Below are 26,843 nucleotides of genomic sequence, written 5' to 3'. Positions count from 1 at the left end.
GGGACTCGGTCGTCAACGCCCGTCACCTCCTGAGCTGTTGCTGGTGCCGCTGTTGCGGGTGTTACTGGCATGGGGCGTGTTCACCGGGCTGCCGGAGCGCGGTGCGGGTGCGGCGGAGGGGACACTTCCGCCGCCGTTCGAGGGGCGCGAGCTGTGCGCGGCGACCCCGCCGGACGCGGGGTTGGAGGGGCGGGACCCGGAGGAGGAGCTGGACTGGCTCCCGCCTCCGCCGCTGCCGTTGTTCCGGGTGCTGTGGGTTCTGATGCCCTGGGCGACGAGGTTGGCCGGCGAGCTGATGACGGCGGCGGCCTTGCCCTCGGCGCCCTGCATGATGCGGTTGTTGCGGGAGCCGGCGAGCTCGTCGCCGAAGCCGGGCACGAAGCGGTAGATCATCGCGGAGGCGAAGATGGCCAGCAGGATGATCGCGAGGCCGGAGACGACGGCCGAGAAGGCGTCGGGGCCGTCGTCGGCGGACAGGGCCCCGGCGAGTCCCAGCACGATGACGATGACGGGCTTGACCAGGATCACGGCGATCATGATCCCGGCCCAGCGGCGGACGTGGCCCCACAGGTTCTTGTCGACCAGCCCGGCGTAGACGACGGTGCCGAGCAGGGCGCCGACGTAGAGCAGGGCGGCGCGGATGACGAGCTCCAGCCACAGGATGCCGGCGGCGAGGATGGAGACCAGGGAGACGACGATCAGCATGATCGGGCCGCCGCCGATGTCCTCGCCCTTCTTCAGGGCGCCGGAGAAGGTGCCGAAGAAGGTGTCCGTCTGGTCGCCGGTGGCCTTGGCGAGGACTTCGGTGACGCCGTCGGTGGCGGAGACGACCGTGTAGAGGATGAGCGGCGTGAAGGCCGACGCCAGGACGGTGAGCCAGAGGAACCCGATGGCCTCGGAGAGCGCGGTGGTGAGGGGGGCGCCGCGCACGGCCCGCTTCGCCACCGCGAGGAGCCAGAGGAGCAGCGTGAGGATCGTCGACGCGGCGAAGACGACGGCGTACTGCTGGAGGAACTTCGGGTTCGTGAAGTCGACCTTCGCGGTGTCCTGTACGGCGGCACTGAGCTTGTCGATCGTCCAGGACGCGGCGTCGGCGCAGCCCTTGGCGAGGGAGGAGAGGGGGTCGAGGGTGGAGGTGAGGCTGGGGGCGTCCCCACCGGTACCTCCGGTGGAGCCGCCACCGGATTCCCCGCGCTCGCAGTACTTCTTGGCGGGGCCGGCGATGAGCGAGCAGGGATCCTCGGACTTCGTCGGTGTCGGAGTGGGATCGGCGAAGGCGTGCGTCGCCCCCAGAACAGCAGCTGTCTGTGTGGCGAGCACCAAGCCGGTGAGCTTGAGCGTGCGGTATCGGCTACCGGGCATAGCTGAAGCCTCCGAATTCCTGGACCGCCTTGCTCATCTCATCGGCCCCGGACACTGGACTGTCTCCAGGAACGGGGGTCGGGCCGGTTTTCTGACTGGTCTTGAGAACTTTCCAGTCGTTGCCGCTCCACTTCAGTTTCATGACGACGGTGAACCAACTGCTCGTCACCGGGTTGGTCGTCTTCTCACCCGCCAGCCCGAAAAGGCCGTTGCACCACACCTCGACTGTGGCTGCACTGTCGCTGATGGCGGTGACCTTGGTGCCGGCAGGTAGCGTGCGATTGACGAACGTGCTGCCCGAAGGTGCTCTACCGTCCTCACCGAGGCCGATCTTCTTCAGGAAGCTCGCCGAGTAGTCAGCGTCGAAACCAGTCTGGAGTTGATTGACGGACCCGGGATCGGAGATGGCTTGCACGATCTCGTGACGGCGGGCCGTGTTGAACATCCCGTCGGAGCCCAGTGCTACCGCGTAGTTCGCGGCCGCGCTTTGGGCTCCCTGTTGGTCGTGGGGGAAGCCCGAGGGGATGCCGGCCGTCTTCGTGGTCGTCGGCTGCCGGCCGGAGGGCGCCGTCGCCGAGGTCTTCGGCTTGTCGCCGGTCGTCGCCTCGTCGGAGCCCGCGGAATCGTCTCCTCCACGGTTCGCGAAGGCGATCGCGGCGATCAGCAGGATGACCACCCCGACCACGGTGACCAGGCTCCGCGAGGACGTGCGTCCACCGCGGCGGGCGCCTCCGTAGGCGTCGCCGCCGTTGTCGGGCAGCCGCGTCCGCGTCTGGCCCGTGCCGCCGTAACCGCCGGAGGACTGGTGGTCGTCTCCGAGACTCATGCCGCGTACGCCCCCTCGACGTCGTGCGGGAACACCTCGTACCCCATGCCGTAGAAGTATGACGGTAGCGGTGCTGGCTCCCGTTCGGGCGCGGTGTGGTGACTGGACATCAGGGAGACGCAACCTCAGGCGGTGGGCACGACGGGCGGGTGGGATGGAGGGGGAGCCGGGCGCGCCCGGCGGGGCCGGTGGACCGCGCGCCCGCCTACACGGCCATGCCGTACACGATGGTGAAGAGCGTGCCGAGCGAGCCGATGATGAACACGCCCGTCAGGCCCGCGATGATGAGGCCCTTGCCCTGTTCGGCGCTGAAGGTGTCCCGGAGGGCCGTGGCACCGATGCGCTGCTTGGCGGCGCCCCAGATGGCGATGCCCAGGCAGAGCAGGATGGCGACGGCCATCACCACCTCGATCATCACCTTCGCCTCGTTGCCCAGGCTGCCGAAGGGGCCCCAGTCCGGAGCGATCCCCCCGATGATGGTGTTGATGTCTCCCTCGTCGGCCGCAAAGAGCATGTAAGTCACCGCCCCTGTTGGGTAGTTCCGCGCCCTCTGCCTTCGTGCAGAGGTCAGGCCTCATTGTCGCCGACAACGGCGCCGTCGTATGTCGACTTGGCGTCATTGATTGGCGGGTTTCGTAGGAATAGCTTGCCACCGGACCGCGCCGGACCCTCGTAGGGTGGCGCGGACCGGTATGCAAAGATTCGTATCGTCACTCTGTGTATCACGCTGGGTCACGGTGGGCAACGAGGTGGGTCCGCATGGTGCCGTGCGGTCCGTCACCGGCCACTCCTGCGGCTCCGCCGCTCCGGTGGGGGCGCGCCCGCGTCGAGTCGGGTGTCCTGCGGGCCAGGTGAAATAGCGTCACACTCGGATGACGTGGCCTGGGGACCGGTCGGATGGGGAAGGGTTGGGCCGTGCGCAAAGTGTGGTTCATCGGCGGCGCCGCAGTCGGGCTGGGCGTCAGTTTCGTGCTGCTGCTGGTCGTCGGGGTCTACATCGTCGCCGGGAACCTCGCGGGCGGCGTGGGCGGCGGGGTCAAGAACCTGGCCAAGGGGTCCGTGCCGGCGGCGTATCAAGGGCTCGTGCAGAAGTGGGGCAATCTGTGCCCCGCCATCAACCCCGCGCTGCTGGCCGCACAGCTCTACCAGGAGAGTGGGTTCAACCCGCAGGCCCGGAGCGCGGCGGCCGCGCAGGGCATAGCGCAGTTCATCCCCGGGACGTGGGCCACGCACGGCATCGACGGGGACGGGGACGGTGACCGGGACGTGTGGGACCCCGCGGACGCGATCCCGTCCGCGGCGTCGTACGACTGCTCCCTCGCGTCCTACGTGAAGGACGTTCCCGGGAACGCGACCGAAAACATGCTGGCGTCCTACAACGCGGGCGCCTACGCGGTCATCAAGTACCAGGGTGTGCCGCCGTACAAGGAGACCCAGAACTACGTCAGGGTGATCACGACGCTGGAGAAGAGCTTCACCGCGCCCACCACGCGGGTCGATCCCTCCGAGCAGGCCGCCGGGGCCATCGCGTACGCGCAGAAGAAGCTGGGGACGCCCTATCTGTGGGGTGGGAACGGGACCGCCGACCAGGGCGGGCGGTTCGACTGCTCGGGGCTGACCAAGGCCGCGTACGAGAGTGTCGGGATCAAGCTGCCCCGGGTCGCCAACGACCAGTACAACGCGGGGGCGCATCCCGCGCGGGACGAGCTGCTGCCGGGGGACCTGGTCTTCTTCTCCGACGACCTGACCAATTCCCGGGCCATCCGGCACGTGGGGATCTACGTCGGCGGCGGCTACATGATCGACGCGCCTCGGTCGGGGGCCGTGATCCGGTTCGACCCGGTCGACACGCCCGACTACTTCGGCGCGACCCGGGTGACCGAAGATGGCGCGAAAGCGTTGCCCACGACGGTGTGAACCGAGCGTGAACCCATCCCCTGAGCTGCGATGACGTATCTCTCTTCGATAACGTCTGCGTGATCATTCGGTGGAGCGTGGAACGTATCAACGGGGACCGTGCGTTCCTGTTGTCGTGTAGGTGTGCGGCGCACGAGGAGAGCGGGCGGATCTACGACCACGGGGGTGGCAGGAGAGGCGTGCGCAAGGTGCGCCGGAGGACATGACGAAGGGGCCGCAGCACCATGGCTGGACTCGCCGAATCCGGGTCGAACCCCGACGTCGAGCTGCTCTACGACATCAACGGACTGGCCAAGGACGCGCCGCACTGGTTCGACCGGGTCATGGAGTTCGTCGGTGAGTACGGACTGCTGTTCGCGATCGTGCTGCTGGTGCTGTGGTGCTGGTGGGGTGTGCGGCGGCGGGGCGGCGCGGACGCGGCATCGTCCGTGGCCGCGCTGGTGTGGGCGCCGCTGGCGGCCGGCATCGCCGTACTCGTCAACGTGCCGATACGGGGCTTCGTGGAGCGGCCCCGGCCCTTCAAGGACCACGACGGGCTCGAGGTGCTCGTCTCCGGCAAGGACGACTTCTCCTTCGTCAGCGACCACGCCACGCTCGTGATGGCGCTGGCCGTCGCGCTGTTCGTCGCCAACCGGAAGTTCGGGATCGGCGCGATCGTGCTGGCCCTGTTCGGCGGCTTCGCCCGGGTCTACATGGGCGTGCACTACCCGACGGACGTCATCGGCGGCTTCGCCCTCGGCACGGCCGTCGCGCTGCTGCTGTCGCCGGTCGCCATGGCCCTGCTGACGCCGCTCGTCAAGGCCGTGGAGCGGTCGCCGCGGGCGGGATGGCTGGTCAGTGCGCGGGGGCGAGGCGAAGCGGGGCGCTCCGTGATCCCGGGTGCCCGGCAGGAGAACGCCGGGGCGGAGGAGCGGGACCTCGCCGCCTAGGACTACAGAGCCTGGGGGTAGGTGAAGACGCGGTCCGGGTCGTACTGGCGCTTGAGTTTCGCCAGGCGCGGGGCCGCGTCTCCGTAGTAGGCCCGCCGCCAGTCCTTGAGGGCCGGGTCCGCGTAGTTCTGGTACGCGGCGCCCGAGGCGTACGGGCGCATGGCACCGTGCGCGGACGCCGGCCAGGACTGGGCCGCCGTGCCGTTCGTGCCCTGCCGCCAGGAGGCGAGGTACTGGGCCAGCATCCGGGACCGGCGGTGCACGAACGCCGTGGCCGTCGGTGCGACCCGGTTCACCGCCCCGCCGAGCGCCGTGAACGCGATGCTGGTGGTGCCGCCGCTCACCGGGCGGACCTGGGACAGCAGGGCCCGGATGCCGGCGGGCGGCAGGGAACGGTCGTAGAAGTCGGAGCGGGCCGCGTACGTCTCGCGGTGCAGCGCGCCCTGCGGCGACCGGCCGGGAGTGGCGCCGGGGAGATGGCAGCGGGCGTCCGTCGCGAAGGACGAGCAGCCGGCGTACATCTCCATCGACGCCTCGTACGAACGGCGTTTCAGGAAGACGTTGCTCGCCGAGGCGCCGATACGGGCGGCGAGGCGGTCGACCGCGTTCTGCAGCTCGCCGTAGGTGCCGAGGGAGAAGGCGGAGACCGACACGGTCGGGGTGCCGCGGGGCCCGGCCTCCAGGTGGAGCGACGACCAGATCTCGTCGGGCTGGCCCGGGCCCCATTCCTGCCAGGCGCGGACGACCGCGGCGGCCTTCGCCCAGGGCCAGGTCAGGTACGCCGACACGGCCTGGGGCGCGGGGTGGGTGCGGAAGCGGAGCTCCGTGACGACGCCGAAGTTGCCGTTGCCGGCGCCGCGCAGGGCCCAGAACAGGTCCTTGTTGGCGGTGGCGTCGGCGGTGAGTTGCTTGCCGTCCGCCGTGATCAGGGTGGCCTGAATGAGGCTGTCGCAGGTGAGGCCGTAGGCGCGGGAGACGACGCCGTGACCGCCGCCCAGGGTGAGGCCGGAGATGCCGACGGTGGGGCAGGAGCCGGCCGGGACGGTCACGCCCTTGGCGGTCAGGGCCCGGTAGACGTCGATCAGCTTGGCGCCGGCGCCGACGGTGGCCTGGTTGCCGCTGGTGCGGACGCGGTCGAGCCGCGAGACGTCGATGATCAGGCGGCCGTCGCCGGAGGACCAACCGGCGTAGGAGTGCCCGCCGTTGCGGATCGCGACGGGGACGTGGTGGGCGCGGGCCCAGGAGAGGGCGGTGCGGATGTCGCCGGGGTGGGAGATGTAGGCGACGGCGGTGGGGCGGAGGGTGTCGAAGCGGGTGTTGTAGAGCTGACGGGCCGTCTGCCAGGGCTGGTCGCCGGGGCGGACGAGGAGGCCGTCCAGGGATGCGGCCAGCGCGGTCCACGTGGCGGGGGTGGGGGTCGATGCCGGCCTGGTGGAGGTGGCCGTGCGGGTGAGGCGGGGGGTGTGGGTGGGGGCTGGGTTCTTGTCTCCGCCCGGGGGTGCGTCGAGGGGGGTGCCCGAGCAGGCGGTCGTGGCGGTGGTGAGGGCGAGGGCGGCGGTGGTGGTGCCGCCGAGGAAGGTGCGCCGGTTCATCTGCGTCTCCGCGTCCCGTGGGGCCCGTGGGGGGTCTTGGGGGGAGACGAGGCGGCGGGGATGCGGGTTCCACGGGCGGGGCCGACCGGGTGGCGGGCGGAGGGTGTGCGCGGGGTCGGGTGCGCGGCCCGGCGTTGGCGGGGTGCCGCCGCGCCCACCCGTGCCGCCCTTGGCGGCACGATGCCCGCGGTCGACGGCACGCTTGCCCGCGGCTGACGGGGCGCGGGGGTTGTCAGGGTGGGGTCGGGTGGGTTTGGGCGTCTGTGCGGGCCTGGCTTCTGGCTCTGCGGGCCGGGCCTCGCCAGCCGCAGGTGCAGCGGGCCGTGCAGAAGGCGCCCTGTTCGACCGTGCTGGTGCGGTGTTCCGGGATGTCCTGGGGAGCTTCACTAGCGTCCGGCTGAGCCACGGGACCACGTTACCGGGGTCGCCCGCCCGTCGTTAACCGGGACGACAGGGGGCCCGGGACGGGCCGTGCCGGCTGGGGCAGGTGGCGATGGGCGGGCGGGAGAGGGCGCGACGGGGCAGGAGGGCGGGGGCGACCCGCGTCGCCGGGGCCGTGGTCGGCGCGGGACTGGCCGCGGCCGGGTGCTCCGGGCAGGGGGCCGCCGTGCAGGACGCCCGGCCCGGTGATCCGGTCCGCGTGCTGCACGGGGCCGCGGACCGTCTGGTGGCCGCCGGCAGTTCGAAGGCCCGCACGGCCATGGAGATGGCCAGCGGCGGGACCCGGGTGACCATCCGCGGCGAGGGGGTGTACGACTTCCGCGAGCGGCTCGGCAGGCTGAAGGTGAAGCTGCCGCAGGACCCCGCGGGCACGAGCGGGCACCGGCCGATCACCGAGCTGCTGACGCCCGGCGCCCTGTTCATGAAGAACCGGGGTGCCGGCGTGCCCGACGACAAGTGGGTGCGGGTGGCGACCGCCACACTCTCCGACGGGAACCTGGTGACCGGCGGGGCGACGGACCCGTTCGCCGCCGCCGAGGTGCTGCGGGGCACGCGGACCGCGACGTACGTGGGTCGCACCGAGGTGGCCGGGACCGCGGTGCGGCACTACCGGGGGACCGCCGACCTCGCCCGGGCGGCGCGGGACGCCTCGGAGGGGAACAGGGCGGCGCTGGCCGCGGCGGCCGAGGGGTTCGCCACCGCCGAGGTGCCGTTCGACGCCTATCTCGACGACGCGGGCCGCGTCCGCAAGGTCCGTCACCGGTTCAGCTTCGCGAACGGGCAGGGCGCGGGCACCGTGGCCGTCGCCTCCACGACACTGCTCTACGACTTCGGCACCGCCGTGCGCGTACGACTGCCCGAGGAGGACGACATCTACGCCGGGAGGATCGCCGAGGAGGCCGGTGGGACGCCGGGCGACGGCGCGGAGGAAGGCACGGACGGCAAGAACTAGCCCTTCCGTGCCATGCGCGGTACGTAGGCCGCTCCCTACTCTAGGAAGCCGGTGACGGCAGAGACGAGGTGACGCGCGTGGCTCCGGTCGGCGGTACGGCAGTTCAGGACCACGTGGCGCTCGCCGAGATAGAACTCTGCGGAGAGCTGATCATCGCGGCCTCGGCAGCCCGGGGACGGCTCAGCCTGGAGAGCATCGACGAGGTGCTCAGGGTCGCCGAGGAGCGCGGCGCCGGCGCCGGCCAGTAGGCCGGCCCCGGACTCAGGTGCGCAGCAGGCGGGCGATCGCCTTCGTCGCCTCCTCGACCTTCGCGTCGATCTCCGCACCGCCCTTGACGGCCGCGTCGGCGACGCAGTGGCGCAGGTGCTCCTCGAGGAGCTGCAGGGCGAAGGACTGCAGGCCCTTCGTCGAGGCCGAGACCTGGGTCAGTATGTCGATGCAGTAGACGTCCTCGTCGACCATGCGCTGCAGGCCGCGGATCTGGCCCTCGATGCGGCGCAGCCGCTTGAGGTGCTCGCTCTTCTGCTTGTGGTAGCCGTGCACGCCGCGGTCGTGGTCCGTGACGACGTCCGTGCCGTCCGTCTCCACCGTGTCCACGGCGGCGGAGGGCGCGTCCGCGCCGGCCTCGGTGGTCGTCATCGCGTCCTCCTGTTGGGCAGTGTGCCGACGTATACCCCTACTGGGTATATGATACCGAATTTTCCGGGGTAGGGGAGTCCTGGGCGCAGCGTCGGGCACGGCCCCGGGTCGCCCCCCTGCTCATCAGCCTGCCTCATGCGCGACACTGGGGGACGGCCCGTTAGCCGTGGCCGGATGATGCGCCTAGCATCAGCCTGACCGAAACCGATGCACCCCGAGGACCCCACGTGCGCTTTCGTCTGACCCCCAGGGAGACGAGCTTCTACGACATGTTCGCCGCGTCCGCGGACAACATTGTCACGGGCTCCAAGCTCCTGATGGAACTGCTCGGGGCGGACGCTTCCGCCCGGGCCGAGATCGCAGAGCGTATGCGGGCCGCCGAACACGCGGGTGACGACGCCACGCACGCGATCTTCCACCAGCTGAACTCCTCGTTCATCACGCCCTTCGACCGCGAGGACATCTACAACCTCGCCTCCTCCCTCGACGACATCATGGACTTCATGGAGGAGGCCGTCGACCTGGTCGTCCTCTACAACGTCGAGGAACTGCCCAAGGGCGTCGACCAGCAGATCGAGGTGCTGGCGCGGGCCGCCGAGCTGACCGCCGAAGCCATGCCGAACCTGCGCACCATGGACAACCTCACCGAGTACTGGATCGAGGTCAACCGGCTGGAGAACCAGGCCGACCAGGTTCACCGCAAGCTGCTCGCCCACCTCTTCAACGGCTCGTACGAAGCCATCGAGGTGCTTAAGCTCAAGCAGATCGTGGACGTGCTGGAGGAAGCGGCCGACGCGTTCGAGCACGTGGCGAACACGGTGGAGACCATCGCCGTCAAGGAGTCCTGAGCCGTTCATGGACACCTTCGCTCTGATCGTGACCATCGGGGTCGCGCTCTTCTTCACGTACACCAACGGTTTCCACGACTCGGCGAACGCGATCGCGACGTCCGTGTCGACGCGGGCGCTGACCCCCCGGGCGGCGCTCGCGATGGCAGCCGTGATGAATCTCGCAGGCGCCTTCCTCGGTTCCGGGGTCGCCAAGACCGTCAGCGAGGGGCTGATCGAGACGCCCGAGGGCTCGAAGGGGATGGGGATCCTCTTCGCGGCGCTGATCGGCGCCATCGTGTGGAACCTCATCACCTGGTACTTCGGCCTGCCCTCGTCGTCGTCGCACGCGCTGTTCGGCGGCATGGTCGGCGCGGCGCTCGCGGGCAGCACGACCGTGTACTGGAACGGCGTGGTCGACAAGGTCGTCATCCCGATGTTCGTGTCGCCGGTGATCGGCCTGGTCGTCGGTTACCTCGTCATGACGGCGATCATGTGGATGTTCCGCCGGGCCAACCCGCACAAGGCCAAGCGCGGCTTCCGAATCGCGCAGACGGTGTCGGCGGCGGGCATGGCGCTGGGCCACGGTCTGCAGGACGCGCAGAAGACCATGGGCATCGTGGTGATGGCGCTGGTCATCGCCGACGTCGAGGACTACGGCGACCCGATCCCGGTGTGGGTGAAGATCGCCTGCGCGCTGATGCTGTCGCTGGGGACGTACGCGGGTGGCTGGCGGATCATGCGGACGCTGGGACGGAAGATCATCGAGCTCGACCCGCCGCAGGGCTTCGCCGCGGAGACGACGGGCGCGTCGATCATGTTCGGCTCGGCGTTCCTGTTCCACGCGCCGATCTCCACGACGCACGTGATCACGTCGGCGATCATGGGCGTGGGGGCCACGAAGCGGGTCAACGCGGTGCGCTGGGGCGTCGCGAAGAACATCATCCTTGGGTGGTTCATCACGATGCCGGCGGCCGCGCTGGTGGCGGCGTGTTCGTACTGGCTGGTGGATCTGGCGTTCCTGTAGGCGCCGCTGTGCAAGGCAATGGGCCCGCCCCCGTCCTCGGGGGCGGGCCCTTGTGCGCCTCGCGGTGGCACCGCCATGCAGCACCGCGAGGGGATCGGATCCGGCCTAGCCGAAGCGGCCGGAGATGTAGTCCTCCGTGGCCTGGACCGACGGGTTGGAGAAGATGCGCTCCGTCTCGTCGATCTCGATCAGCTTGCCGGGCTGGCCGACCGCGGCCAGGTTGAAGAAGGCCGTGCGGTCCGAGACGCGCGCCGCCTGCTGCATGTTGTGCGTCACGATGACGATCGTGAAGCGCTCCTTCAGCTCGCCGATCAGGTCCTCGATCGCGAGGGTGGAGATCGGGTCGAGGGCGGAGCAGGGCTCGTCCATGAGCAGGACGTTCGGCTCCACCGCGATCGCGCGCGCGATGCACAGACGCTGCTGCTGGCCGCCGGAGAGACCGGAGCCCGGCTTGTTCAGGCGGTCCTTCACCTCGTTCCAGAGGTTGGCGCCGCGCAGCGACTTCTCCACGATGTCGTCGAGCTGGGACTTCTTGTACTTGCCGTTCAGCCGGAGGCCCGCCGCGACGTTGTCGTAGACCGACATGGTCGGGAACGGGTTCGGCCGCTGGAAGACCATGCCGACCTCGCGCCGCACGGCCACCGGGTCGATGCCGGCGCCGTACAGGTTCTCGTCGTCCAGCATGACCTTGCCGTCGACCCGGCCGCCGGGGGTGACCTCGTGCATGCGGTTGAGGGTGCGCAGGAAGGTGGACTTGCCGCAGCCGGAGGGGCCGATGAAGGCCGTCACGGAGCGGGGTTCGACGGTCATCGAGATGTCCTCGATGGCCAGGAAGGAGCCGTAGTAGGCGTTGAGGCCGCTGACATCGATGCGCTTGGCCATGTGAATCACTGCTTCTTTCGGTCCGGGGCCTTAGCGACCGGTCTTCGGGGCCTTCCAGCGGGCTATGCCGCGGGCCACCGCATTGAGGATCATGATGAACGCGATGAGCGTCAGGGCCGCGGCCCAGGCACGGTCGTACGCCGCGTCGGAGCCCGCGCCGTACTGCAGGTAGATGTACATCGGCAGCGACTCCTGCGGATCCTGGAAGGGATTCGCGTTGATGAAGTCGGTGCCCCAGACCAGCAGCAGCACGGGGGCCGTCTCGCCGGTGATGCGGGCGACGGCCAGCATGACGCCGGTGATGATGCCGCCGAGCGACGTCGGCAGGACCACCTTCAGGATCGTGCGCCACTTCGGCACGCCGAGCGCCAGTGATGCCTCGCGCAGCTCGTTCGGGACGAGCTTGAGCATCTCCTCGGTGGAGCGGACGACCACGGGGATCATCAGGATGCACAGGGCGAACGAGCCGGCGACGCCGGAGGGGCCCATGTCCAGGATGAGCACCCACAGGCTGAGGACGAACAGGCCCGCGACGATGGACGGGATGCCCGTCATGACGTCGACGAAGAAGGTGACGGCCTTGGCGAGCCGGCCGCGACCGTACTCGACCAGGTAGATCGCGGTGAGCACACCGATCGGCACGGAGAACAGTGTGGCGAGGCCGACCTGCTCCAGGGTGCCGAGGATGGCGTGGTAGATGCCGCCGCCCGGCTCGCTGTCGGCGACCACGCCCATCGAGTGGGTGAGGAAGTAGCCGTCGAGGATCCGCACGCCCCGCTTGAGCGTCTCCCAGATCAGGGAGAGCAGCGGGATCAGGGCCAGGAGGAACGCGACCCAGACCATGCTGGTCGCCACCCGGTCCTTGGCCTGCCGGCCACCCTCGACGCGCGCCGAGATGGCGTAGGTACCGCCGACGAAGAGGACCACGGCGATCAGGGCCCACTGGATGCTGCTGTTCAGCCCGGCCACGGTGCTGATGCCGAGGCCGGCGACGACCGAGCCGGCCGCGACCGCCCAGGGGAACCACGTGGGCAGGGTGGCGCCGCGCAGGGAGCCGCTGCTCTTGGGGATGAGGGTTGCGTTGCTCATGCGTTGGCCCCCGAGTACTCCTTGCGGCGAGCGATGATCATGCGGGCCGCGCCGTTGACCAGCAGCGTGATGACGAAGAGCACCAGACCGGAGGCGATCAGCGCGTCCTGGCCCATCACGGTCGCCTCGTTGAACTTGCTGGCGATGTTCTGGGCGAAGGTGCCGCCGCCCGGGTCGAGCAGGCTGGCGTCGATGTCGAAGGTCGGCGAGAGCACCATGGCCACGGCCATGGTCTCGCCGAGCGCGCGGCCGAGGCCGAGCATCGAGGCGGAGATGACGCCGGAGCGGCCGAAGGGGATCACCGACATCCGGATGACCTCCCAGCGCGTGGCGCCGAGGGCCAGGGCGGCCTCCTCGTGCATGCGCGGGACCTGCCGGAACACCTCGCGGCTGACGTTGGTGATGATCGGCAGGATCATGATCGCGAGCAGGACGCCCACGGTGAGCAGCGAGCGCGGCGCTCCGCCGTTCCACTCGAAGATGCCGGTCCAGCCGAGGTACGCGTCCAGCCAGCCGAACAGCCCGTCCATGTGCGGCACGAGGAAGAGCGCGCCCCACAGGCCGTAGACGATCGAGGGCACGGCGGCGAGCAGGTCGATCACGTACGCGATGGCGCCGCCCAGCCTGCGGGGCGCGTAGTGCGTGATGAACAGGGCGATGCCGACCGAGACCGGGACGGCGATGGCCATGGCGACGATCGACGACACGACGGTGCCGAAGGCCAGGACCGCGATGCCGAACCGCGGCGGGACGCCGCTGGGGTTCCAGTCGAAGCTGGTGAAGAAGTTGGCCTCGTCCTTGCTGATCGCGAGGGTGGCGCGGTACGTGAGGAAGGCCGCGATGGCGGCCATGATGACCAGCACCAGGATGCCGGAACCGCGGGAGAGCCCGACGAAGATCCGGTCGCCGGGGCGGACGGCGCCGCGCCCGGGGCGCCTGTCGTCCTCGGCCGGGGGCTGGTGAAGTACGGGGGCTGCTGCTGGCTTCTGGGGGTCAGTGGATATGTCCATCGGGTTCTCCGGTCTGCGGAGCCGTCGTACGCGGCGGCTCGGGCGGAGCCGTCCCGTGCGGGGGCTCCTGGCGGCGGTGCACCGGACGGTGCGGTCCGGCCCCCGTGCGGAGTCCGGACCGCACTCGGGTCAGCTCAGGCCCGAGATGGTCTCGCGGACCTTGGTGATGATCTCGGTGGGCATCGGGGCGTAGCCGGCCTCCGCCAGCAGGCCCTGGCCGTCCTCCGAGGCGACGTAGTTCAGGAAGGACTTGGTGGCGGGCAGGGTCTCCGCCTTGTTGCCCTTGTCACAGGCGATCTCGTACGTCACCAGGACGATCGGGTAGGCCTTGTCGGCGGTCGGCGTGTAGTTCAGCTTCAGCGCGAGGTCCTTGCCGGTGCCGACGACCTCGGCCGCGCCGATGGCGGCGGTGGCGTTGTCGACGGTGGCCTTGACCGGCTCCGCGGCCCCGGTCTTCACGTCGACCGTCTTGATGCCGTCCTTGGCGTACGACAGCTCGAAGTACGAGATGGCGCCGGACGTCTGCTTCACCTGCGCGGCCAGACCGGAGGAGCCCTGCGCGGACTGGCCGCCCTTGGCCTCCCAGGACTTGCCCGGCTCGTACGTCCAGTCCTTCGGCGCGGCGGCCTTCAGGTACTTGGTGAAGTTGTCCGTGGTGCCGGACTCGTCGGAGCGGTGGAACGCCTGGATCTTGAGGTCGGGAAGCTTGGCCCCGGGGTTCAGCTTGGCGATCGCCGGGTCGTTCCAGTTGGAGATCTTGCTGTCGAAGATCTGCGCCAGGGTCGGGGCGTCCAGGACGAGCGTGTCCACGCCCGGAACGTTGAAGCCGACGGCGATCGGGCCGCCGACCATCGGCAGGTCGATGGCCTGCCCGTCCTTGCAGACCTTCTTCGACGCCGCGACCTCCTCCGGCTTCAGCGCCGAGTCCGAACCGGCGAACGCGGTCTGGCCCTGCGTGAACGCGGTGATGCCCGCGCCGGAACCCGTGGGGTTGTAGTTGATCTGCACGCTCTTGCAGGCCGCGACGTACTGCTTGACCCAGGCGTCGATCGCGTTCTTCTGGGCCGAGGAGCCGGAGGCCTGGAGCTGGCCCTTGGCGTCGTCGCACTTGATGTTGCTGTTGGCCGTGGTGGCGCCGGAGCCCCCGCCGTTGCCGGCGTCGCCGGTGTCGTCGGAACCGCACGCCGTGAGGGCCAGGGCGCCGGAGACGGCGAGAGCACCGAGAGCGAGGGCCCGCCGGTTCACGCGCTGAAGCTTCACTTGAGGGAATTCCTTCCAGGAGCCGCCGTCCTGAATCCGGCGGCGTGCGAGGACTGTCTACGGCCGAAATTAGGCAGATCAGGTGAAGCCGCCGATGGGCGTGAATGAACGAGGGGTGAACCCCTGTGGACGGTGCGGTGAGGTCACGGAATGCTTACGTCGATGACACGACGCGGTCCCGGGGCATCCGTCGTAGGGGTCGTTCCAGCCCCGGGGCACCGGTGGGGCGGGCCGTTTCCGGCCCGGGTCGTCCGTCGTGCGGGCCTTTCCGTCCCGGGTTGCGGGCCGTAGCCGTCCCGGTCACCCGTCGTGCGGGCCGTCCTCGTCCCGGCGCAGCGCGAGCGGCAGCGCGTCGACCAGGTCGCGGTCCCTGGGCTGGGTGAGGCGGGTGCGGGCGGCAGCGGCCGGCAGCCAGACGATGCGGTCGACCTCGTCGTTCGGCGCGAAGCCGCCCGACACGGCCTCCGCCGCCCAGTACCGGACCTCCTTGGGGCGGCCGTCCACCAGGTAGCGCACGGTGGGCAGCCCGGGGCCGGGCACCGCGGTGTACCCCGTCTCCTCCGCCACCTCGCGCAGGGCGCCGGCGAGCGGGTCCTCGCCGCGCTTGAGCTTGCCCTTGGGGTGCGACCAGTCGTCGTACTTGGGCCGGTGGACCAGGCAGAGCCGCGGCTCGCCGGTGCCCTGGGCGCGGCGCCACAGGACGCAGCCGGCGGCGTGGACGGTGGTGTCCTCGGGAGTGCTCATGCGGGGCTCGCCGTCCCTTCGCGGGTCACTGTGCCGGTGCCGGTCGGACGGTCCTGTGCCGCCAGTCGTGCTGGAACGCGTACCGCGCCGCCTCCACCTCGTGGCGCTGGTCGGCGTGGAGCACGCCGAGCGCGTACGCCGTGGCCGGGGCGATGCGGGGCGTGCGGGCGGCCTGGGCCGCCGCGGCGGCGGCCTCCGACGCGTCGCGGTGGCGGTCGAGGGACTGGCCCGCGGTGAGCAGGCGCGCGTCCTCACCGCTCGGGCCGTCCTCGCCGGCCAGGACCTCGCGGGCGTACCGGTGCAGGCGCAGCAGCAGGCGGACCTGGTGCCAGGGGGCGTCCTGCGGGTGGGGTGCCGGGTCCGGGGACAGGCCGTGGATCAGCGCCTCCGCGTTGTACGGGTGGCCCGCGCTGACCAGGGGCAGCGCGGCCACCGCGTCGGCGAGGCGGCCCTCCGCCGCTCCGGCCAGCGGGCGAAGGTCGGCGCCGGCGCCGGCGGCCGCCCGCAGGGGCACCTCGCTGGCCAGTAGGGCGACCTTGTCGGCGACCGCGTGGAAGCGGCTGCTGCCGAGGGCCTGGAGGGCGGTGGAGTGGGCCCGGGTGCGGGCCAGGGTCAGCTGGCGGTCGAGCAGGGCGCCCGCCTTGGCCGCGCCCACGGTGAGATTGCCGCGGTCCGGGAGCACGGGGGCCGGCGGGGGCGCCGGGGCGGCGGGGACGCTCGCGGACACGGCCGCGGCCGCCACCTGCCGGCGGGCCGGCGACGCCGAGGAGCCGGACAGGCGGTGCAGGGCCTGGAGCAGGCGTTCCAGGCGCGAGGCGTAGGCGTGCTCCAGTGCCAGCGTGCCGGACAGCCAGGCCAGTTCGGGGCGCATGCCCTCCGCCCAGTCGGCGTCGAGCAGGGGCTGGTAGGTGTGCAGGGTGCCGCTGAGGCGGCGGGCCGCGCGGCGCAGGGCGCGGGCCGCGTCCACGGGGCCCGCGGAGCCGTTGGCGGTGGCTCCGGCGGCGGCATGGTTCGCGCCCGCGCCCGACTCGCGGTGCAGGCGCAGGGCGCGGAGGAACTCCGTGGCCTGGGCGCGGAGGTAGCGCGCGAGGGCCTCCGCGGGCACCGGCTCGGGCGGGCCCGCCGGCCGGGTCGGGCTCGCCGGCCGGGTCGGGCTCGCCGGGCGGGCCGGGCTCGCCGGGCGGGCCGCGGGTTCGGTGGCGGTCGCGCGGGCCGGTTCGGCCAGGGGGTTCGTCGGGTCAAGGTGTCGCTGTGCCACGCCGGCGCCTCCGGGCGTCTATGAGCATCTCCTGGACGTTGCGCAGGGGCTGGCCGTCCGCGTCGGTCGCGTGCCGGGTCCACTCGCCGTCCGGCCCGAGGTGCCAGGACGCGGTGCCGTCGGACATGCCGGTCTCGAGCAGCCGGTTGAGGGCCGCCCGGTGGGCCGGGTCGGTGACCCGGACGAGTGCCTCGATACGGCGGTCGAGGTTGCGGTGCATCATGTCGGCGCTGCCGATCCACACCTCGGGCTCACCGCCGTTGCCGAAGGCGAAGACGCGCGAGTGCTCGAGGAAGCGGCCGAGGACCGAACGGACCCGGATGTTCTCCGACAGGCCCGCGACGCCCGGGCGCAGCGCGCAGATGCCGCGCACCCACACGTCGACCGGGACGCCCGCCTGGGACGCGCGGTAGCACGCGTCGACCACGGCCTCGTCGACCATCGAGTTGACCTTGATGCGGATGTGGGCCGGGCGGCCGGCGCGGTGGTGCTGGATCTCCTTGTGGATACGCGAGACCAGGCCGTCGCGCAGGGACTTGGGCGCGACGAGGAGGCGGCGGTACGTCTCGCGGCGCGAGTAGCCGGAGAGGCGGTTGAACAGGTCGGACAGGTCCGCGCCGACCTGCGGGTCCGCGGTGAGCAGACCGAGGTCCTCGTAGAGACGGGCCGTCTTCGGGTGGTAGTTGCCCGTGCCCACGTGGCTGTAGCGGCGGAGGGTCTCGCCCTCCTGGCGGACGACCAGGGACAGCTTGCAGTGGGTCTTCAGACCGACCAGGCCGTAGACGACGTGGCAGCCGGACTCCTCCAGCTTGCGGGCCCACTTGATGTTGGCGTGCTCGTCGAAGCGGGCCTTGATCTCGACCAGGACGAGGACCTGCTTGCCGGACTCGGCCGCGTCGATGAGCGCGTCGACTATCGGGGAGTCGCCGGAGGTGCGGTACAGCGTCTGCTTGATCGCGAGGACGTCCGGGTCGCCCGCCGCCTGCTCCAGGAAGGCCTGCACGGAGGTGGAGAAGGAGTCGTACGGGTGGTGGAGCAGGACGTCGCGGCTGCGCAGGGCGGCGAAGATGTCCGGCGCGGACGCCGACTCGACCTCGGCGAGGTCGCGGTGGGTGCCGGCGACGAACTTGCGGTACTTCAGCTCCGGGTGGTCGAGGCTGTGGATGCGGAAGAGGCCGGTGAGGTCGAGGGGGCCGGGGAGGGGGTGGACCTCCGACTCGCCGATCTTCAGCTCGCGGACGAGCAGGTCCAGGACCTCGCGGTCGATGGACTCCTCGACCTCCAGGCGGACGGGCGGCCCGAAGCGGCGCCGCATCAGCTCCTTCTCGAGGGCCTTGAGGAGGTTCTCCGCGTCGTCCTCCTCGACCTCCAGGTCCTCGTTGCGGGTGACGCGGAAGGCGTGGCTCTCCAGGACCTCCATGCCCGGGAACAGCTCCTCCAGGTGCGCGGCGATGACGTCCTCGACGGGGACGAAACGGCCGGGGGACGCCTCGAGGAAACGGGAGAGCAGCGGGGGGACCTTGACGCGGGCGAAGTGGCGGTGGCCCGTGACGGGGTTGCGGACGACGACCGCGAGGTTCAGGGAGAGGCCCGAGATGTACGGGAAGGGGTGCGCGGGGTCGACGGCGAGGGGGGTGAGGACCGGGAAGATCTGGTGCCGGAAGAGGGTGAAGAGGCGGGCCTGCTCCTTCTCGGCGAGCTCGCTCCAGCGGACCAGGTGGATGCCCTCCTCGGCGAGGGCCGGGGCGACGTCCTCCTGGAAGCAGGCGGCGTGCCGGGCCATGAGCTCGCGCGAGCGCGCCCAGATCATGTCCAGGACCTCGCGGGGCTGCAGGCCCGAGGCGGAGCGGGTGGCCACGCCGGCGGCGATGCGGCGCTTGAGGCCGGCGACGCGGACCATGAAGAACTCGTCGAGGTTGCTGGCGAAGATCGCGAGGAAGTTGGCCCGCTCCAGGAGGGGAGTGGTCGGGTCCTCGGCGAGTTCCAGGACGCGTTCGTTGAACGCGAGCCAACTGCGTTCGCGGTCCAGGAAGCGGCCCTGCGGGAGCGCGGCGCCCATGCCGTCGGATCCGGGCTCCGGGGCGTCCTCGTACGCGTCGAGGTCGGCGTCGAGGTCGGGCTCCAGGTCGGAGACGGCCGCGGCCACGGTGTGCGGGCGGTGCGCGGCGATGGAGCCCACGGAGGGCTGGGGGTGCTGGACCTCTGCCTGGGTGTTCGGCTGCCTCATGAACCCATTCTTCCGCGCCGAGCGCAGGACAGGCGCGTCGGACGGCGCGGAATGCTCTGCTCCTGGCCGCGCGGTCGGTTTCATTCGGCGAGGGTCGCAAGGCTGTCTGAATCGATGGTTACGGGGACATGACGTGTGGGATAGCGGGATGCCTCCGGCGGTGGCTACGCCGGGCGGTGGGGGCCCCCGCTCGAGCGAAGCCGAGAGTGGGGGAGGCACCCCGGCAGCGCCGGGCCGCGCGGGTCCACCCCCGCCACGCACCCGCGCCGGGACCCCGTGAGGGCCGGGCGGCGTTCCACCCCCACCCCGTCGGGAAATCGCTACGTGATCTCGTGAACCGGTCGCACCCGCTCGTCCGATGAGGAGATGTGAGCGAAACGAGAACCGACGGCGAGCTGCTGCGGGCCGTCGCGGCGGACGCCGACCGGGGCGCCTTCGAGGAGCTGTACCGCAGGTACGCCCCCTGGCTGGCCGCCCGGATGCGTGGCCGCTGCGCCGACCCCGGTGTCGTCGACGACGTCGTGCAGGAGACGTTCCTCGCGGTGTGGCGCGGCAGCGCGCGGTATCGGGAGGACGGGGACGTGGCCGGCTGGCTGTGGCGGATCGGCTCCCGGCGGCTGGTCGACGCGCTGCGCGGCGACGGCGCCCGGGGGCGGCTGCGGCAGGCGCTGGCCCGCCTCCGGCACCGGGACGAGGCGTCCGCCGAGGAGCGGGTGCTCGCCGGGGTGGAGCACGGGGACCTCGCCGGCGCACTCGTCCGGCTCTCGCCGGAGCTGCGCGCGGTGCTCCAGGCGACGGTCATCGACGGGCTGACCACCCGCGAGGCGGCCGTCCTGCTCGGCATCCCGCCGGGCACCGTCAAGACGCGGGCGATGCGGGCCCGCCGGCAGCTGAGGGAGGCGCTGGCATGAGAACCGACAACGGCTGGCACGTGGACGAGGACGACCTGCGGGCGTACGCCCTCGGCGAGCTCGCGGCGCCCGTGCTGTGGTCCGCCGACGCCCATCTGGCCGCCTGTGCGCGGTGCCGGGGCGTCCTCGCCGAGGTGAGCGATGCCGCCGCCCTGGAGGCGGGGTGGGAGCGGCTCGACGCCGAGCTGGACGCACCCCGGCCGGGATGGCTCGAGGGTCTGCTGGTGCGGTTCGGGGTCGCCGACCACACCGCGCGGCTGCTCGCGGCCACGCCCGTGCTGCGCCGGTCCTGGCTGGGCGCGGTCGTCGCCGTGCTCGTGATGACCTTCGCCGTCGCCTTCACGTCCGGCGTCACCGACCGGCCGACGGTCTTCCTCGCCTTCGCGCCGCTGCTGCCGCTGGCCGGGGTGGCGCTCGCTTACGGGCCCACGCTGGATCCGACGTACGAGATGGCGGTCGTCTCGCCGCTGCACGGCTTCCGCCTGCTGATGATCCGTACGGTCGCCGTCCTGACCGTCGGGCTCGGTGTCAACGGCCTCGCGACGCTCGCCCTGCCGGGGTACGGGCTGCGTGCCCTGGCCTGGCTGCTGCCCGCGCTCGCCCTCACCGCGTCGGGGCTGGCGCTGACGCCCCGGCTGGGTCCGGTGGCCGCGCCCTCGGTCGTCGCCGGGGCGTGGGGCGCGGTGCTGCTCGCCGCGGACGCGGCGCAGGCCCCCGGGGGAGGCCCGCTGGCGCCGTTCACCGCGGCGGGGCAGGGCGTGTCCGCGGCCGTGGCCGTGCTGGGGGCAGGGCTGTTGGTCCTGTTCCGCGACCGGTTCGACGTGTTTCCGCGGGGTGCCGCGTGAGTCCTTCTTCCTTCTTCCTCCGATCTCTGTACGGGAGTGGCGCATGACCCCCACCGTTTCCGCCGCCGGGCTCAGCCTGCACTTCGGGCGCACCCGGGCCCTGGACGAGGTGTCGCTGCGGCTGACGCCGGGCGTCACCGGGCTCCTCGGGCCGAACGGGGCCGGGAAGACCACCCTGCTGCGCGTGCTGGCGACCGCCGTGCCCGCCGACCGCGGCTCCTTCACCGTGCTCGGACACGATCCCGGCACCGCGCGGGGACGGCAGGAGGTGCGGCGGCGGCTCGGGTACTTGCCGCAGGCCCCCGGCTTCCACCCGGACTTCACCGCCTTCGAGTTCGTCGACTACGTCGCGATCCTGAAGGAGCTCACCGACCGGGCCGGACGGCACCGCGAGGTGCGGCGCGTCCTGGACGAGGTCGCACTGGGCGACGTGCGCGGCAAGCGGATCAGGAAGCTGTCCGGCGGCATGCGGCAGCGGGTCGCGCTCGCGGCCGCGCTCGTCGGCGACCCCGGGTTCCTGGTCCTCGACGAACCGACGGTCGGGCTCGATCCCGAACAGCGAATGCGCTTCAGAGAGTTGATTGCCGGGGCGGGGGAGGGGCGGACCGTGCTGCTGTCCACCCACCAGACCGAGGACGTGGCGATGCTCTGCCACCGGGTGATCGTCCTGGCCGCCGGGGCCGTGCGGTTCGACGGGACCCCGGACGAGCTGACCGCCCGGGCCGACGGACGCGTGTGGAGCAGTACGGAACGCGACCCGCACGCGAAGGCCGGGTGGCGCACCGGCACCGGCTCCTTCCGGAACGTGGGCGACCCGCCCGCCGGCGCCCACCTGCTCGCCCCCACGCTGGAGGACGGGTACCTGCTGACCCTCGATGGCGCCGGTGCGGAGGTGGCGGCATGAGTGCCCTGACGACGGCGGCCCGGCCCGCCGAGGACACCGGGCCGCGCGGCGGCGGAGCCCGGGCGGTTCTCGCCCTCGCCCGGTTCGAGGCCCGCCAACTGCTGCTGAGCATCCCCGTCGTCATCGCCTTCGTCGCGTACATCGCCTGGATCGTCTGGCGTACGCGGGACTCCTGGGACGGTTATCCGGCCCTCCAGGACGCCGACCGCGCCACCCAGGGCGGGCCCCTGCTCGTCGGCCTCGCCGTCCTGCTCCACGCCAACGCCGCCGTGCTGCGCTCCGGGCGGCACGGTACGGAGGGCCAGTTCGCGGTCCTGGCCGTGGCGCCCTGGCGCCGTACGGCGGCCCACGCGCTGTCCGTGCTGCCGGCCGTCCTGCTCACCGCGGTCTGCGTGGGCGGGCAGTTCGCCTGGGAGGCGGCCAAGGCGGGCGCGGTCGGGGACGGTTCGCCGGCCGAGCTGCTCGTCGGTCCGCTGACGGTCCTGCTGTTCGGCGTCCTCGGGGTGCTGCTGGCCCGGGTGCTGCGGTCGCCGGCGGGCGCGCCGCTGCTGGTGGCCTGCCTGCTGTTCACGCTCGTCCTCGGCACCGGTCCGGACAGCACGGACGGGCTGTCGTGGCTGTCCCCGGTGGTCGTCGAGGGAGGGGGCGCCGAGTCCCTGCCCTCCGACCTGCTGGGGCGGCCCGCCGCCTGGCACGCCCTGTACCTGGCGGGCGTCGCGTCGTGCGTGGGCTTCGTCGCGGTGCTGGCCGCCGGCGGACGCGGAGCCGCCGTCCGGGCGGGCGTCGCCCTGACCCTCGCGGTGGCGGTCGCCGGCGGGATACTGCAGGCCCGGGGCGCGGCACCGTCTCCGGAGCTGACCGCGGCCCGGGACCGGGCCTCGGTGAGCCCGGAGAAGGAGCAGACCTGCGTCGAGCGGGGCCGGTCGACGTACTGCGCGTTCCCCGAGTGGGTGGCCCGGACCGGCACCTGGGCGGACGTGGTGGACCGCGTCCAGTCCCTGGCGGGCGGCGCCGCGCACGATCAGCGGCTCGTCGTACGGCAGCGGATAGACGCCCGGTACGGGCTGGGGGGCGACACCGCGATCCCCGCGCTGATCGCGCCGCACCAGGTGACCGTCGGCACCGCCTGGGGCGGCAACCGGGTCCCGGAGTTCTCCACCGCCGTCGCCGCCGTGCTGGTCGCGGGCAGCGAGGAGGCGGGGAGCACGCTGTGCGACGGGCGCATGGTCACCATCATGTGGCTCTCCCTCAGCTGGCAGGACGACCCGATGAGCGCCCTGCGCCGAGTCCGTCTCGACGACAGCGTCGAGGGGTCCGCGGTCGTCCTGTCGCCGACCGACCCGCTCACCATGGAGGAGGGCCAGACCGATGTCGTGCGGCAGTTGCTCGAGAAGCCGGACCCCGGTGTCGCCGAGCGGGTGAAGGCGCACTGGGCCGAGCTGACCTCCCCGGGCGTCACGACGGCCGAGGCCGCCCGGCTGCTGGGCGTGACCGTGCCGGAGAAGGCGGACTCGTGCGAGGACTGACGCGCGCGCTGGCCGGCCCCGTGTGGCGCACGCTGCCGTGGCGGGCCCTGGGTTCAGCGGGCGCCCTCGGGCTGCTGCTCGCCGGGACGCCGAGGCTGACGGGCGCCGAGCCGAGCCCCTGGCAGACGCTCACCCTGCTGCGGGGCGTCGCCCTGGTCGGCGCGCTCGGCCTGGTCTTCCTGCTGGACGACCGGGCCCGGCACCTCACCGCGCCGGTCCCGACCCGGCGTCCCCTCCGGCAGGCCCTGCGAGCGGCCCTCGTGGCACCGGCCGCCGTGCTGTGGTGGACGGCGGTGCTGCTGCTCACGCCCACCGGCATCAGGCCCCCGGCCGGCGACATCACGCTGGAGGCCGCGGCGATCTGCGGGCTGGCGCTCGCCGGTGCCGCGGCGGCGGTACGCCTGACGGACGAACCGCGCCCCGGTCCGGGCGTCGCGGCGGCGCTGCTGGTCACGGCCGTCCTCGCGCCCTTCCTGATACCCGCGGACTGGGCGCTGCTCGTGGTGCCGGACGACCCGCGGTGGCCGGCGGCGCACGACCGGTGGGCGGTGCTGCTGGCGGCGGTCGTGGTGGTGTGGGCGGTGTCCGGGCCGGAGCCGTTGGGCCGGCGGGGGCGGCGGCGACGGCCGGGTGCCGTCACCGTGCCCGGCCCGCCCTGAGCTTCCCGGCGGACACGGCTAGGGCACGGCTCGGGCACGGCCAGGGCGCGGCTGGGGTGCCGAGGGCGCCTCAGGTCTCCGTGCGGTACATCAGGTCCGTCTCGTGCGTGACGAAGCCGAGGCGCTCGTAGACGGACACCGCCGCCTTGTTGTCGGCATCGACGTACAGCATCGCCGTGGGCAGGCCCTGCTCCGCCAGGTGCCGCAGGCCGATGGTGGTCAGGGCCTTGCCCAGGCCGCCGCCCTGGGTGTCGGGGCGGATGCCGAGGACGTACACCTCACCGAGCCGTTCCTCGGCGTGCACCTTGGTCCAGTGGAAGCCGATGAGTTCGTCCCCGCGTTCGGCGAGGAAGAACCCGGCCGGGTCGAACCACGCCTCGGCCTTGCGGTCGTCGAGGTCCCGCTGCGTGAGGGAGCCCTGCTCGGGGTGGTGGGCGAAGGCGGCGGCGTTCACGGCGAGCCATGCCGCGTCGTCCTGACCGGGCACGAAGGTGCGTACGCCCACACCGTCGGGCAGGCGCGGGTCCGGCAGGTCCAGGTCGGCCAAGGGGCGGCGCATCTGCCGCAGTTCGCGGAAGAGGGTCAGCCCGAGGACCTGCGCGAGATGCCGGGCGGCGGAGTGGCCGCCGTGGGCCCAGATCCGCAGCCGCTTCCCGGAGGCCGCGAGCAGCGCGGAGCCCAGCGCCCGCCCGTGCCCCTGCCCGCGGTAGGAGGGGTGGACGACCAGTTCGGCGGCCGGCGGCTCCACCGGGTCGGTGTCCTCCAGCTGGGCGTACCCGACGAGTTGGCCGTCCACGGTGAGCAGCAGGTGTGCGATGCCCTCCCGTGCTTCACCCCGCAGTTGCAGTCGTCCCTGCTCGGACACGGCGTGCTGCCCGTCGTTCCGGGCGGCCTCGCCGAGCAGGGCGAGCACGGCTTCGGTCTGTTCCGGGGTGAGTGCGGCGAGGGTCTCGATCGAGCGGGGGCGGCCGGGTCGCACGGTGTCGTCGCTGGTCATGCGTACGAGGGTAAGGGGCGGGCCCGGCAAAGTGGCGGCACGGGACGGGGAAGGTAAACCAGGATGTAACCCGGAAACCCCTGTTGCGCTACGCGCGTTGACCCTAGGCTGCGCCGACGGGCCGTTCCTCTCCCGACGACCCGTATCCAGGCAGATCCGCAGGCAGACCCACAGGGGGGCGCATGCCAGCCACAGCACAGTCGTACGAACCGCGCCGCAGACGCCGCGCCGCCCGCCGCCTCCTCGCGGTGGCCGCCGGTGTGGCCACCGCCGGGGCACTCGCCGCCGCCGCACTGCCGGGAACGGCGAGCGCGGGCGAGAGCGACCGCGGTCACCACCAGCCGGGCCGCTACCAGGACGTCCAGCTCCTGTCCTTCAACGACCTGCACGGCAACCTGGAGCCCCCGGCCGGCTCCTCCGGCCGGGTCACCGAGCTCCAGCCGGACGGCACCACGAAGACGATCGACGCGGGTGGCGCCGAGTACCTCGCCACCCACCTGCGCCAGGCCCGCAAGGGCCACCCGTACTCCATCACCGCCGCCGGCGGCGACATGGTCGGCGCCTCCCCGCTGATGTCGGGTCTCTTCCACGACGAGCCGACCATCGAGGCGCTGAACAAGCTCGACCTCGACGTGACGTCGGTGGGCAACCACGAGTTCGACGAGGGCGCCAAGGAGCTGGCCCGCCTGCAGAACGGCGGCTGCCACCCCACCGACGGCTGCTACACGGACAAGGAGTTCCAGGGCGCCGACTTCCCCTACCTCGCGGCGAACGTCCTCGACGAGAAGACCGGCAAGCCCATCCTCAAGCCGTACTGGGTGTGGAAGCGGAACGGCGTCAAGGTCGGCTTCATCGGCGTGACCCTGGAGGGCACCCCGAACATCGTCTCGGCGGACGGCGTGAAGGGCCTGCGCTTCAAGGACGAGGTCGACACGATCAACAAGTACGCCAAGGAGCTGGAGCGCCAGGGCGTGAAGTCGATCGTGGCCCTCGTCCACGAGGGCGGCTTCCCGGCGTCGTCGTCCTACAACTACGGCTGCGACTCCCCGGGCGCCGGCGACGGCATCTCCGGACCGATCGTCGACATCGCCAAGAACGTCTCGCCCCAGGTGGACGCGCTGGTCACCGGCCACACCCACAACGCGTACGTCTGCACGATCCCCGACCCCGCGGGCAAGCCCCGCATGGTCACGTCGGCCGCCTCCTTCGGCCGCCTCTACACGGACACCACGCTGACGTACGACCGCGCGACGGGCGACATCGCCCGTACGGCCGTGAAGTCGGCGAACCAGGTGGTCACGCGGGACGTCCGGAAGGCGTGCGACATCACGCGCCTGATCGACCGGTGGAACGCCCTGGCCGCCCCCATCGGCAACCGCCCCATCGGCTACATCTCCGGCGACATCAACCGCGACGGCACCGAGTCCCCCCTCGGCGACCTCATCGCCGACGCGCAACTGGCCTACGGCAGGACCCTGGACCCGGAGACCGACCTGGCCCTGATGAACCCGGGCGGCATCCGGGCGTCGCTCACGTACGCGGCGAAGGACGGTGAGGGCGACGGCGTGGTGACGTACGCCGAGGGCTTCACGGTCCAGCCCTTCGCCAACACGGTGAACCTGCGCAGCTACACGGGCGCCCAGCTGGTCCAGGCGCTCAAGGAGCAGGTGAGCGGCGGCAACGAGGCGGCGCCGAAGATCCTCCAGATCTCGTCCGGTCTCACCTACACCCTGGACCTGACGAAGACGGGCGCGGACCGGGTCGTCACCGGCTCCATCCGCCTGAACGGCGCCCCGATCGACCCGGCGGCCACCTACCGCGTCGCGATGAACGGCTTCCTCGCGGGCGGCGGCGACGGCTTCACCACGCTGGGCCAGGGCACGAACGAGGTGGTCGGCACCGACGACCTGTCGGCCCTCGAGCAGTACCTGACGGCCAACTCGTCGGCGTCCGCGCCGATCGCGCCGCCGGCGGCGGACCGGATCACGATCGTGCAGTAGGGATCTCCCGGCTCCTCCG

The 26,843-nt window shown here is 71.9% G+C and carries 25 protein-coding genes; 12 read left to right on the top strand and 13 right to left on the bottom strand.

The features are described 5' to 3' along the window. Window positions 1-12: 12 nt before the first annotated feature. The 3 genes from AC0VYN_RS34250 to AC0VYN_RS34240 form a co-directional block, all read right to left on the bottom strand. Window positions 13-1,362, bottom strand: a complete 1,350-nt coding sequence (locus AC0VYN_RS34250; protein WP_475534099.1) for a hypothetical protein — start codon at window positions 1,360-1,362, stop codon at window positions 13-15. After that, the gene (locus tag AC0VYN_RS34245) at window positions 1,352-2,188 is read right to left on the bottom strand and encodes a DUF8175 domain-containg protein (protein ID WP_475534098.1); all 837 of its coding nucleotides are present in this window, start codon (window positions 2,186-2,188) and stop codon (window positions 1,352-1,354) included. Before AC0VYN_RS34245 ends, AC0VYN_RS34250 begins: the two co-directional genes overlap by 11 nt. Before the next feature lie 205 nt (window positions 2,189-2,393). Next, on the bottom strand, window positions 2,394-2,702 hold the full coding sequence (locus tag AC0VYN_RS34240) for a hypothetical protein (protein WP_019526682.1): 309 nt from the start codon (window positions 2,700-2,702) through the stop codon (window positions 2,394-2,396). A gap of 383 nt (window positions 2,703-3,085) precedes the next feature. On the opposite strand from AC0VYN_RS34240, the gene AC0VYN_RS34235 reads away from it, so the two are divergent. Both AC0VYN_RS34235 and AC0VYN_RS34230 read left to right on the top strand, forming a co-directional pair. Beyond that, window positions 3,086-4,105 carry a C40 family peptidase gene (locus AC0VYN_RS34235; RefSeq protein WP_475534097.1) on the top strand — a complete coding sequence of 340 codons (1,020 nt, stop codon included), beginning with the start codon at window positions 3,086-3,088 and terminating at the stop codon, window positions 4,103-4,105. 224 nt (window positions 4,106-4,329) lie between these two features. Further along, a complete protein-coding gene (locus AC0VYN_RS34230) occupies window positions 4,330-5,034 on the top strand; it encodes a phosphatase PAP2 family protein (protein WP_475534096.1) in 705 nt (234 codons plus the stop codon). A gap of 2 nt (window positions 5,035-5,036) precedes the next feature. Here AC0VYN_RS34230 and AC0VYN_RS34225 read toward each other — a convergent pair whose 3' ends face one another. Next, on the bottom strand, window positions 5,037-6,626 hold the full coding sequence (locus tag AC0VYN_RS34225; protein WP_475534095.1) for an FAD-binding oxidoreductase: 1,590 nt from the start codon (window positions 6,624-6,626) through the stop codon (window positions 5,037-5,039). 493 nt (window positions 6,627-7,119) lie between these two features. Here AC0VYN_RS34225 and AC0VYN_RS34220 point away from each other — a divergent pair, with 493 nt between their 5' ends. After that, a complete protein-coding gene (locus tag AC0VYN_RS34220; protein ID WP_475534094.1) occupies window positions 7,120-8,019 on the top strand; it encodes an SCO4651 family lipoprotein in 900 nt (299 codons plus the stop codon). 68 nt (window positions 8,020-8,087) lie between these two features. Then, window positions 8,088-8,267: a hypothetical protein gene (locus AC0VYN_RS34215; protein ID WP_385458069.1), complete on the top strand. Its 180-nt coding sequence runs from the start codon at window positions 8,088-8,090 to the stop codon at window positions 8,265-8,267. Between the two features lie 13 nt (window positions 8,268-8,280). On the opposite strand, the gene AC0VYN_RS34210 is transcribed toward AC0VYN_RS34215, so the two are convergent. Next, the gene (locus AC0VYN_RS34210; RefSeq protein WP_475534093.1) at window positions 8,281-8,658 is read right to left on the bottom strand and encodes a metal-sensitive transcriptional regulator; all 378 of its coding nucleotides are present in this window, start codon (window positions 8,656-8,658) and stop codon (window positions 8,281-8,283) included. Window positions 8,659-8,885: 227 nt separating this feature from the next. Here AC0VYN_RS34210 and AC0VYN_RS34205 point away from each other — a divergent pair, with 227 nt between their 5' ends. Then, window positions 8,886-9,506, top strand: coding sequence for a DUF47 domain-containing protein (locus AC0VYN_RS34205; RefSeq protein WP_007451048.1), 621 nt, complete (start codon window positions 8,886-8,888; stop codon window positions 9,504-9,506). 7 nt (window positions 9,507-9,513) lie between these two features. Beyond that, window positions 9,514-10,512, top strand: coding sequence for a low-affinity phosphate transporter PitH (gene pitH / locus AC0VYN_RS34200; RefSeq protein WP_475534092.1), 999 nt, complete (start codon window positions 9,514-9,516; stop codon window positions 10,510-10,512). Between the two features lie 105 nt (window positions 10,513-10,617). On the opposite strand, the gene pstB is transcribed toward pitH, so the two are convergent. The 7 genes from pstB to AC0VYN_RS34165 all read right to left on the bottom strand — a co-directional run bounded on the left by pstB (window position 10,618) and on the right by AC0VYN_RS34165 (window position 18,982). Then, on the bottom strand, window positions 10,618-11,394 hold the full coding sequence (gene pstB / locus AC0VYN_RS34195; RefSeq protein ID WP_030191650.1) for a phosphate ABC transporter ATP-binding protein PstB: 777 nt from the start codon (window positions 11,392-11,394) through the stop codon (window positions 10,618-10,620). Between the two features lie 30 nt (window positions 11,395-11,424). Then, window positions 11,425-12,483 carry a phosphate ABC transporter permease PstA gene (pstA, locus tag AC0VYN_RS34190; protein ID WP_475534091.1) on the bottom strand — a complete coding sequence of 353 codons (1,059 nt, stop codon included), beginning with the start codon at window positions 12,481-12,483 and terminating at the stop codon, window positions 11,425-11,427. Next, a complete protein-coding gene (pstC, locus tag AC0VYN_RS34185) occupies window positions 12,480-13,493 on the bottom strand; it encodes a phosphate ABC transporter permease subunit PstC (RefSeq protein ID WP_475534090.1) in 1,014 nt (337 codons plus the stop codon). The genes pstA and pstC overlap by 4 nt, the downstream gene beginning before the upstream one ends. 129 nt (window positions 13,494-13,622) lie before the next feature. Continuing rightward, the gene (gene pstS / locus AC0VYN_RS34180) at window positions 13,623-14,753 is read right to left on the bottom strand and encodes a phosphate ABC transporter substrate-binding protein PstS (RefSeq protein WP_475534089.1); all 1,131 of its coding nucleotides are present in this window, start codon (window positions 14,751-14,753) and stop codon (window positions 13,623-13,625) included. 300 nt (window positions 14,754-15,053) lie between these two features. Next, window positions 15,054-15,497, bottom strand: coding sequence for an NUDIX hydrolase (locus AC0VYN_RS34175; protein ID WP_475534088.1), 444 nt, complete (start codon window positions 15,495-15,497; stop codon window positions 15,054-15,056). Window positions 15,498-15,522: 25 nt separating this feature from the next. Continuing rightward, the gene (locus AC0VYN_RS34170; RefSeq protein ID WP_475537041.1) at window positions 15,523-16,602 is read right to left on the bottom strand and encodes a CHAD domain-containing protein; all 1,080 of its coding nucleotides are present in this window, start codon (window positions 16,600-16,602) and stop codon (window positions 15,523-15,525) included. A gap of 133 nt (window positions 16,603-16,735) precedes the next feature. Beyond that, complete coding sequence (locus tag AC0VYN_RS34165) at window positions 16,736-18,982, bottom strand: RNA degradosome polyphosphate kinase (protein WP_475534087.1); 2,247 nt, start codon at window positions 18,980-18,982, stop codon at window positions 16,736-16,738. Window positions 18,983-19,350: 368 nt separating this feature from the next. Here AC0VYN_RS34165 and AC0VYN_RS34160 point away from each other — a divergent pair, with 368 nt between their 5' ends. From AC0VYN_RS34160 to AC0VYN_RS34140, 5 genes are read left to right on the top strand one after another with little or no spacing between them, the layout of a single operon-like run. Then, window positions 19,351-19,893, top strand: coding sequence for an RNA polymerase sigma factor (locus AC0VYN_RS34160; protein WP_475534086.1), 543 nt, complete (start codon window positions 19,351-19,353; stop codon window positions 19,891-19,893). Then, window positions 19,890-20,738, top strand: a complete 849-nt coding sequence (locus AC0VYN_RS34155; RefSeq protein ID WP_475534085.1) for a zf-HC2 domain-containing protein — start codon at window positions 19,890-19,892, stop codon at window positions 20,736-20,738. The genes AC0VYN_RS34160 and AC0VYN_RS34155 overlap by 4 nt, the downstream gene beginning before the upstream one ends. Before the next feature lie 43 nt (window positions 20,739-20,781). Then, window positions 20,782-21,642 (top strand): ABC transporter ATP-binding protein, encoded by an 861-nt coding sequence (locus tag AC0VYN_RS34150; RefSeq protein WP_475534084.1) that lies wholly within the window; start codon window positions 20,782-20,784, stop codon window positions 21,640-21,642. After that, window positions 21,639-23,168 carry an ABC transporter permease gene (locus tag AC0VYN_RS34145; protein ID WP_475534083.1) on the top strand — a complete coding sequence of 510 codons (1,530 nt, stop codon included), beginning with the start codon at window positions 21,639-21,641 and terminating at the stop codon, window positions 23,166-23,168. Before AC0VYN_RS34150 ends, AC0VYN_RS34145 begins: the two co-directional genes overlap by 4 nt. Beyond that, the gene (locus AC0VYN_RS34140) at window positions 23,156-23,827 is read left to right on the top strand and encodes an ABC transporter (protein WP_475534082.1); all 672 of its coding nucleotides are present in this window, start codon (window positions 23,156-23,158) and stop codon (window positions 23,825-23,827) included. Before AC0VYN_RS34145 ends, AC0VYN_RS34140 begins: the two co-directional genes overlap by 13 nt. A gap of 70 nt (window positions 23,828-23,897) precedes the next feature. On the opposite strand, the gene mshD is transcribed toward AC0VYN_RS34140, so the two are convergent. Beyond that, window positions 23,898-24,824, bottom strand: coding sequence for a mycothiol synthase (gene mshD / locus AC0VYN_RS34135; RefSeq protein ID WP_475534081.1), 927 nt, complete (start codon window positions 24,822-24,824; stop codon window positions 23,898-23,900). Between the two features lie 182 nt (window positions 24,825-25,006). On the opposite strand from mshD, the gene AC0VYN_RS34130 reads away from it, so the two are divergent. Beyond that, window positions 25,007-26,824: a bifunctional metallophosphatase/5'-nucleotidase gene (locus AC0VYN_RS34130; RefSeq protein WP_475534080.1), complete on the top strand. Its 1,818-nt coding sequence runs from the start codon at window positions 25,007-25,009 to the stop codon at window positions 26,822-26,824. The last annotated feature ends 19 nt before the right edge of the window (window positions 26,825-26,843 follow it).

It is taken from the genome of Streptomyces sp. 63XJN7_1_ISO-PGPR-S23-121 (genome assembly GCF_056173025.1).
The sequence above is the reverse complement of the archived record's forward strand: the minus strand, read 5'-3'. Positions and strand labels throughout refer to the sequence as shown.

What these genes read in the sequence shown, in the direction of transcription:
- pitH (WP_475534092.1), top strand. Translation starts at nt 9,514, where the DNA reads ATGGACACCTTCGCTCTGATCGTGACCATCGGGGTCGCGCTCTTCTTC.
- AC0VYN_RS34155 (WP_475534085.1), top strand. Translation starts at nt 19,890, where the DNA reads ATGAGAACCGACAACGGCTGGCACGTGGACGAGGACGACCTGCGGGCG.
- AC0VYN_RS34235 (WP_475534097.1), top strand. Translation starts at nt 3,086, where the DNA reads ATGGGGAAGGGTTGGGCCGTGCGCAAAGTGTGGTTCATCGGCGGCGCC.
- AC0VYN_RS34145 (WP_475534083.1), top strand. Translation starts at nt 21,639, where the DNA reads ATGAGTGCCCTGACGACGGCGGCCCGGCCCGCCGAGGACACCGGGCCG.
- AC0VYN_RS34225 (WP_475534095.1), bottom strand. Translation starts at nt 6,626, where the DNA reads ATGAACCGGCGCACCTTCCTCGGCGGCACCACCACCGCCGCCCTCGCC.
- mshD (WP_475534081.1), bottom strand. Translation starts at nt 24,824, where the DNA reads ATGACCAGCGACGACACCGTGCGACCCGGCCGCCCCCGCTCGATCGAG.
- AC0VYN_RS34220 (WP_475534094.1), top strand. Translation starts at nt 7,120, where the DNA reads ATGGGCGGGCGGGAGAGGGCGCGACGGGGCAGGAGGGCGGGGGCGACC.
- pstB (WP_030191650.1), bottom strand. Translation starts at nt 11,394, where the DNA reads ATGGCCAAGCGCATCGATGTCAGCGGCCTCAACGCCTACTACGGCTCC.
- AC0VYN_RS34250 (WP_475534099.1), bottom strand. Translation starts at nt 1,362, where the DNA reads ATGCCCGGTAGCCGATACCGCACGCTCAAGCTCACCGGCTTGGTGCTC.
- AC0VYN_RS34150 (WP_475534084.1), top strand. Translation starts at nt 20,782, where the DNA reads ATGACCCCCACCGTTTCCGCCGCCGGGCTCAGCCTGCACTTCGGGCGC.
- AC0VYN_RS34210 (WP_475534093.1), bottom strand. Translation starts at nt 8,658, where the DNA reads ATGACGACCACCGAGGCCGGCGCGGACGCGCCCTCCGCCGCCGTGGAC.
- AC0VYN_RS34230 (WP_475534096.1), top strand. Translation starts at nt 4,330, where the DNA reads ATGGCTGGACTCGCCGAATCCGGGTCGAACCCCGACGTCGAGCTGCTC.
- AC0VYN_RS34175 (WP_475534088.1), bottom strand. Translation starts at nt 15,497, where the DNA reads ATGAGCACTCCCGAGGACACCACCGTCCACGCCGCCGGCTGCGTCCTG.
- pstC (WP_475534090.1), bottom strand. Translation starts at nt 13,493, where the DNA reads ATGGACATATCCACTGACCCCCAGAAGCCAGCAGCAGCCCCCGTACTT.
- AC0VYN_RS34165 (WP_475534087.1), bottom strand. Translation starts at nt 18,982, where the DNA reads ATGAGGCAGCCGAACACCCAGGCAGAGGTCCAGCACCCCCAGCCCTCC.
- AC0VYN_RS34245 (WP_475534098.1), bottom strand. Translation starts at nt 2,188, where the DNA reads ATGAGTCTCGGAGACGACCACCAGTCCTCCGGCGGTTACGGCGGCACG.
- AC0VYN_RS34130 (WP_475534080.1), top strand. Translation starts at nt 25,007, where the DNA reads ATGCCAGCCACAGCACAGTCGTACGAACCGCGCCGCAGACGCCGCGCC.
- pstA (WP_475534091.1), bottom strand. Translation starts at nt 12,483, where the DNA reads ATGAGCAACGCAACCCTCATCCCCAAGAGCAGCGGCTCCCTGCGCGGC.
- AC0VYN_RS34240 (WP_019526682.1), bottom strand. Translation starts at nt 2,702, where the DNA reads ATGCTCTTTGCGGCCGACGAGGGAGACATCAACACCATCATCGGGGGG.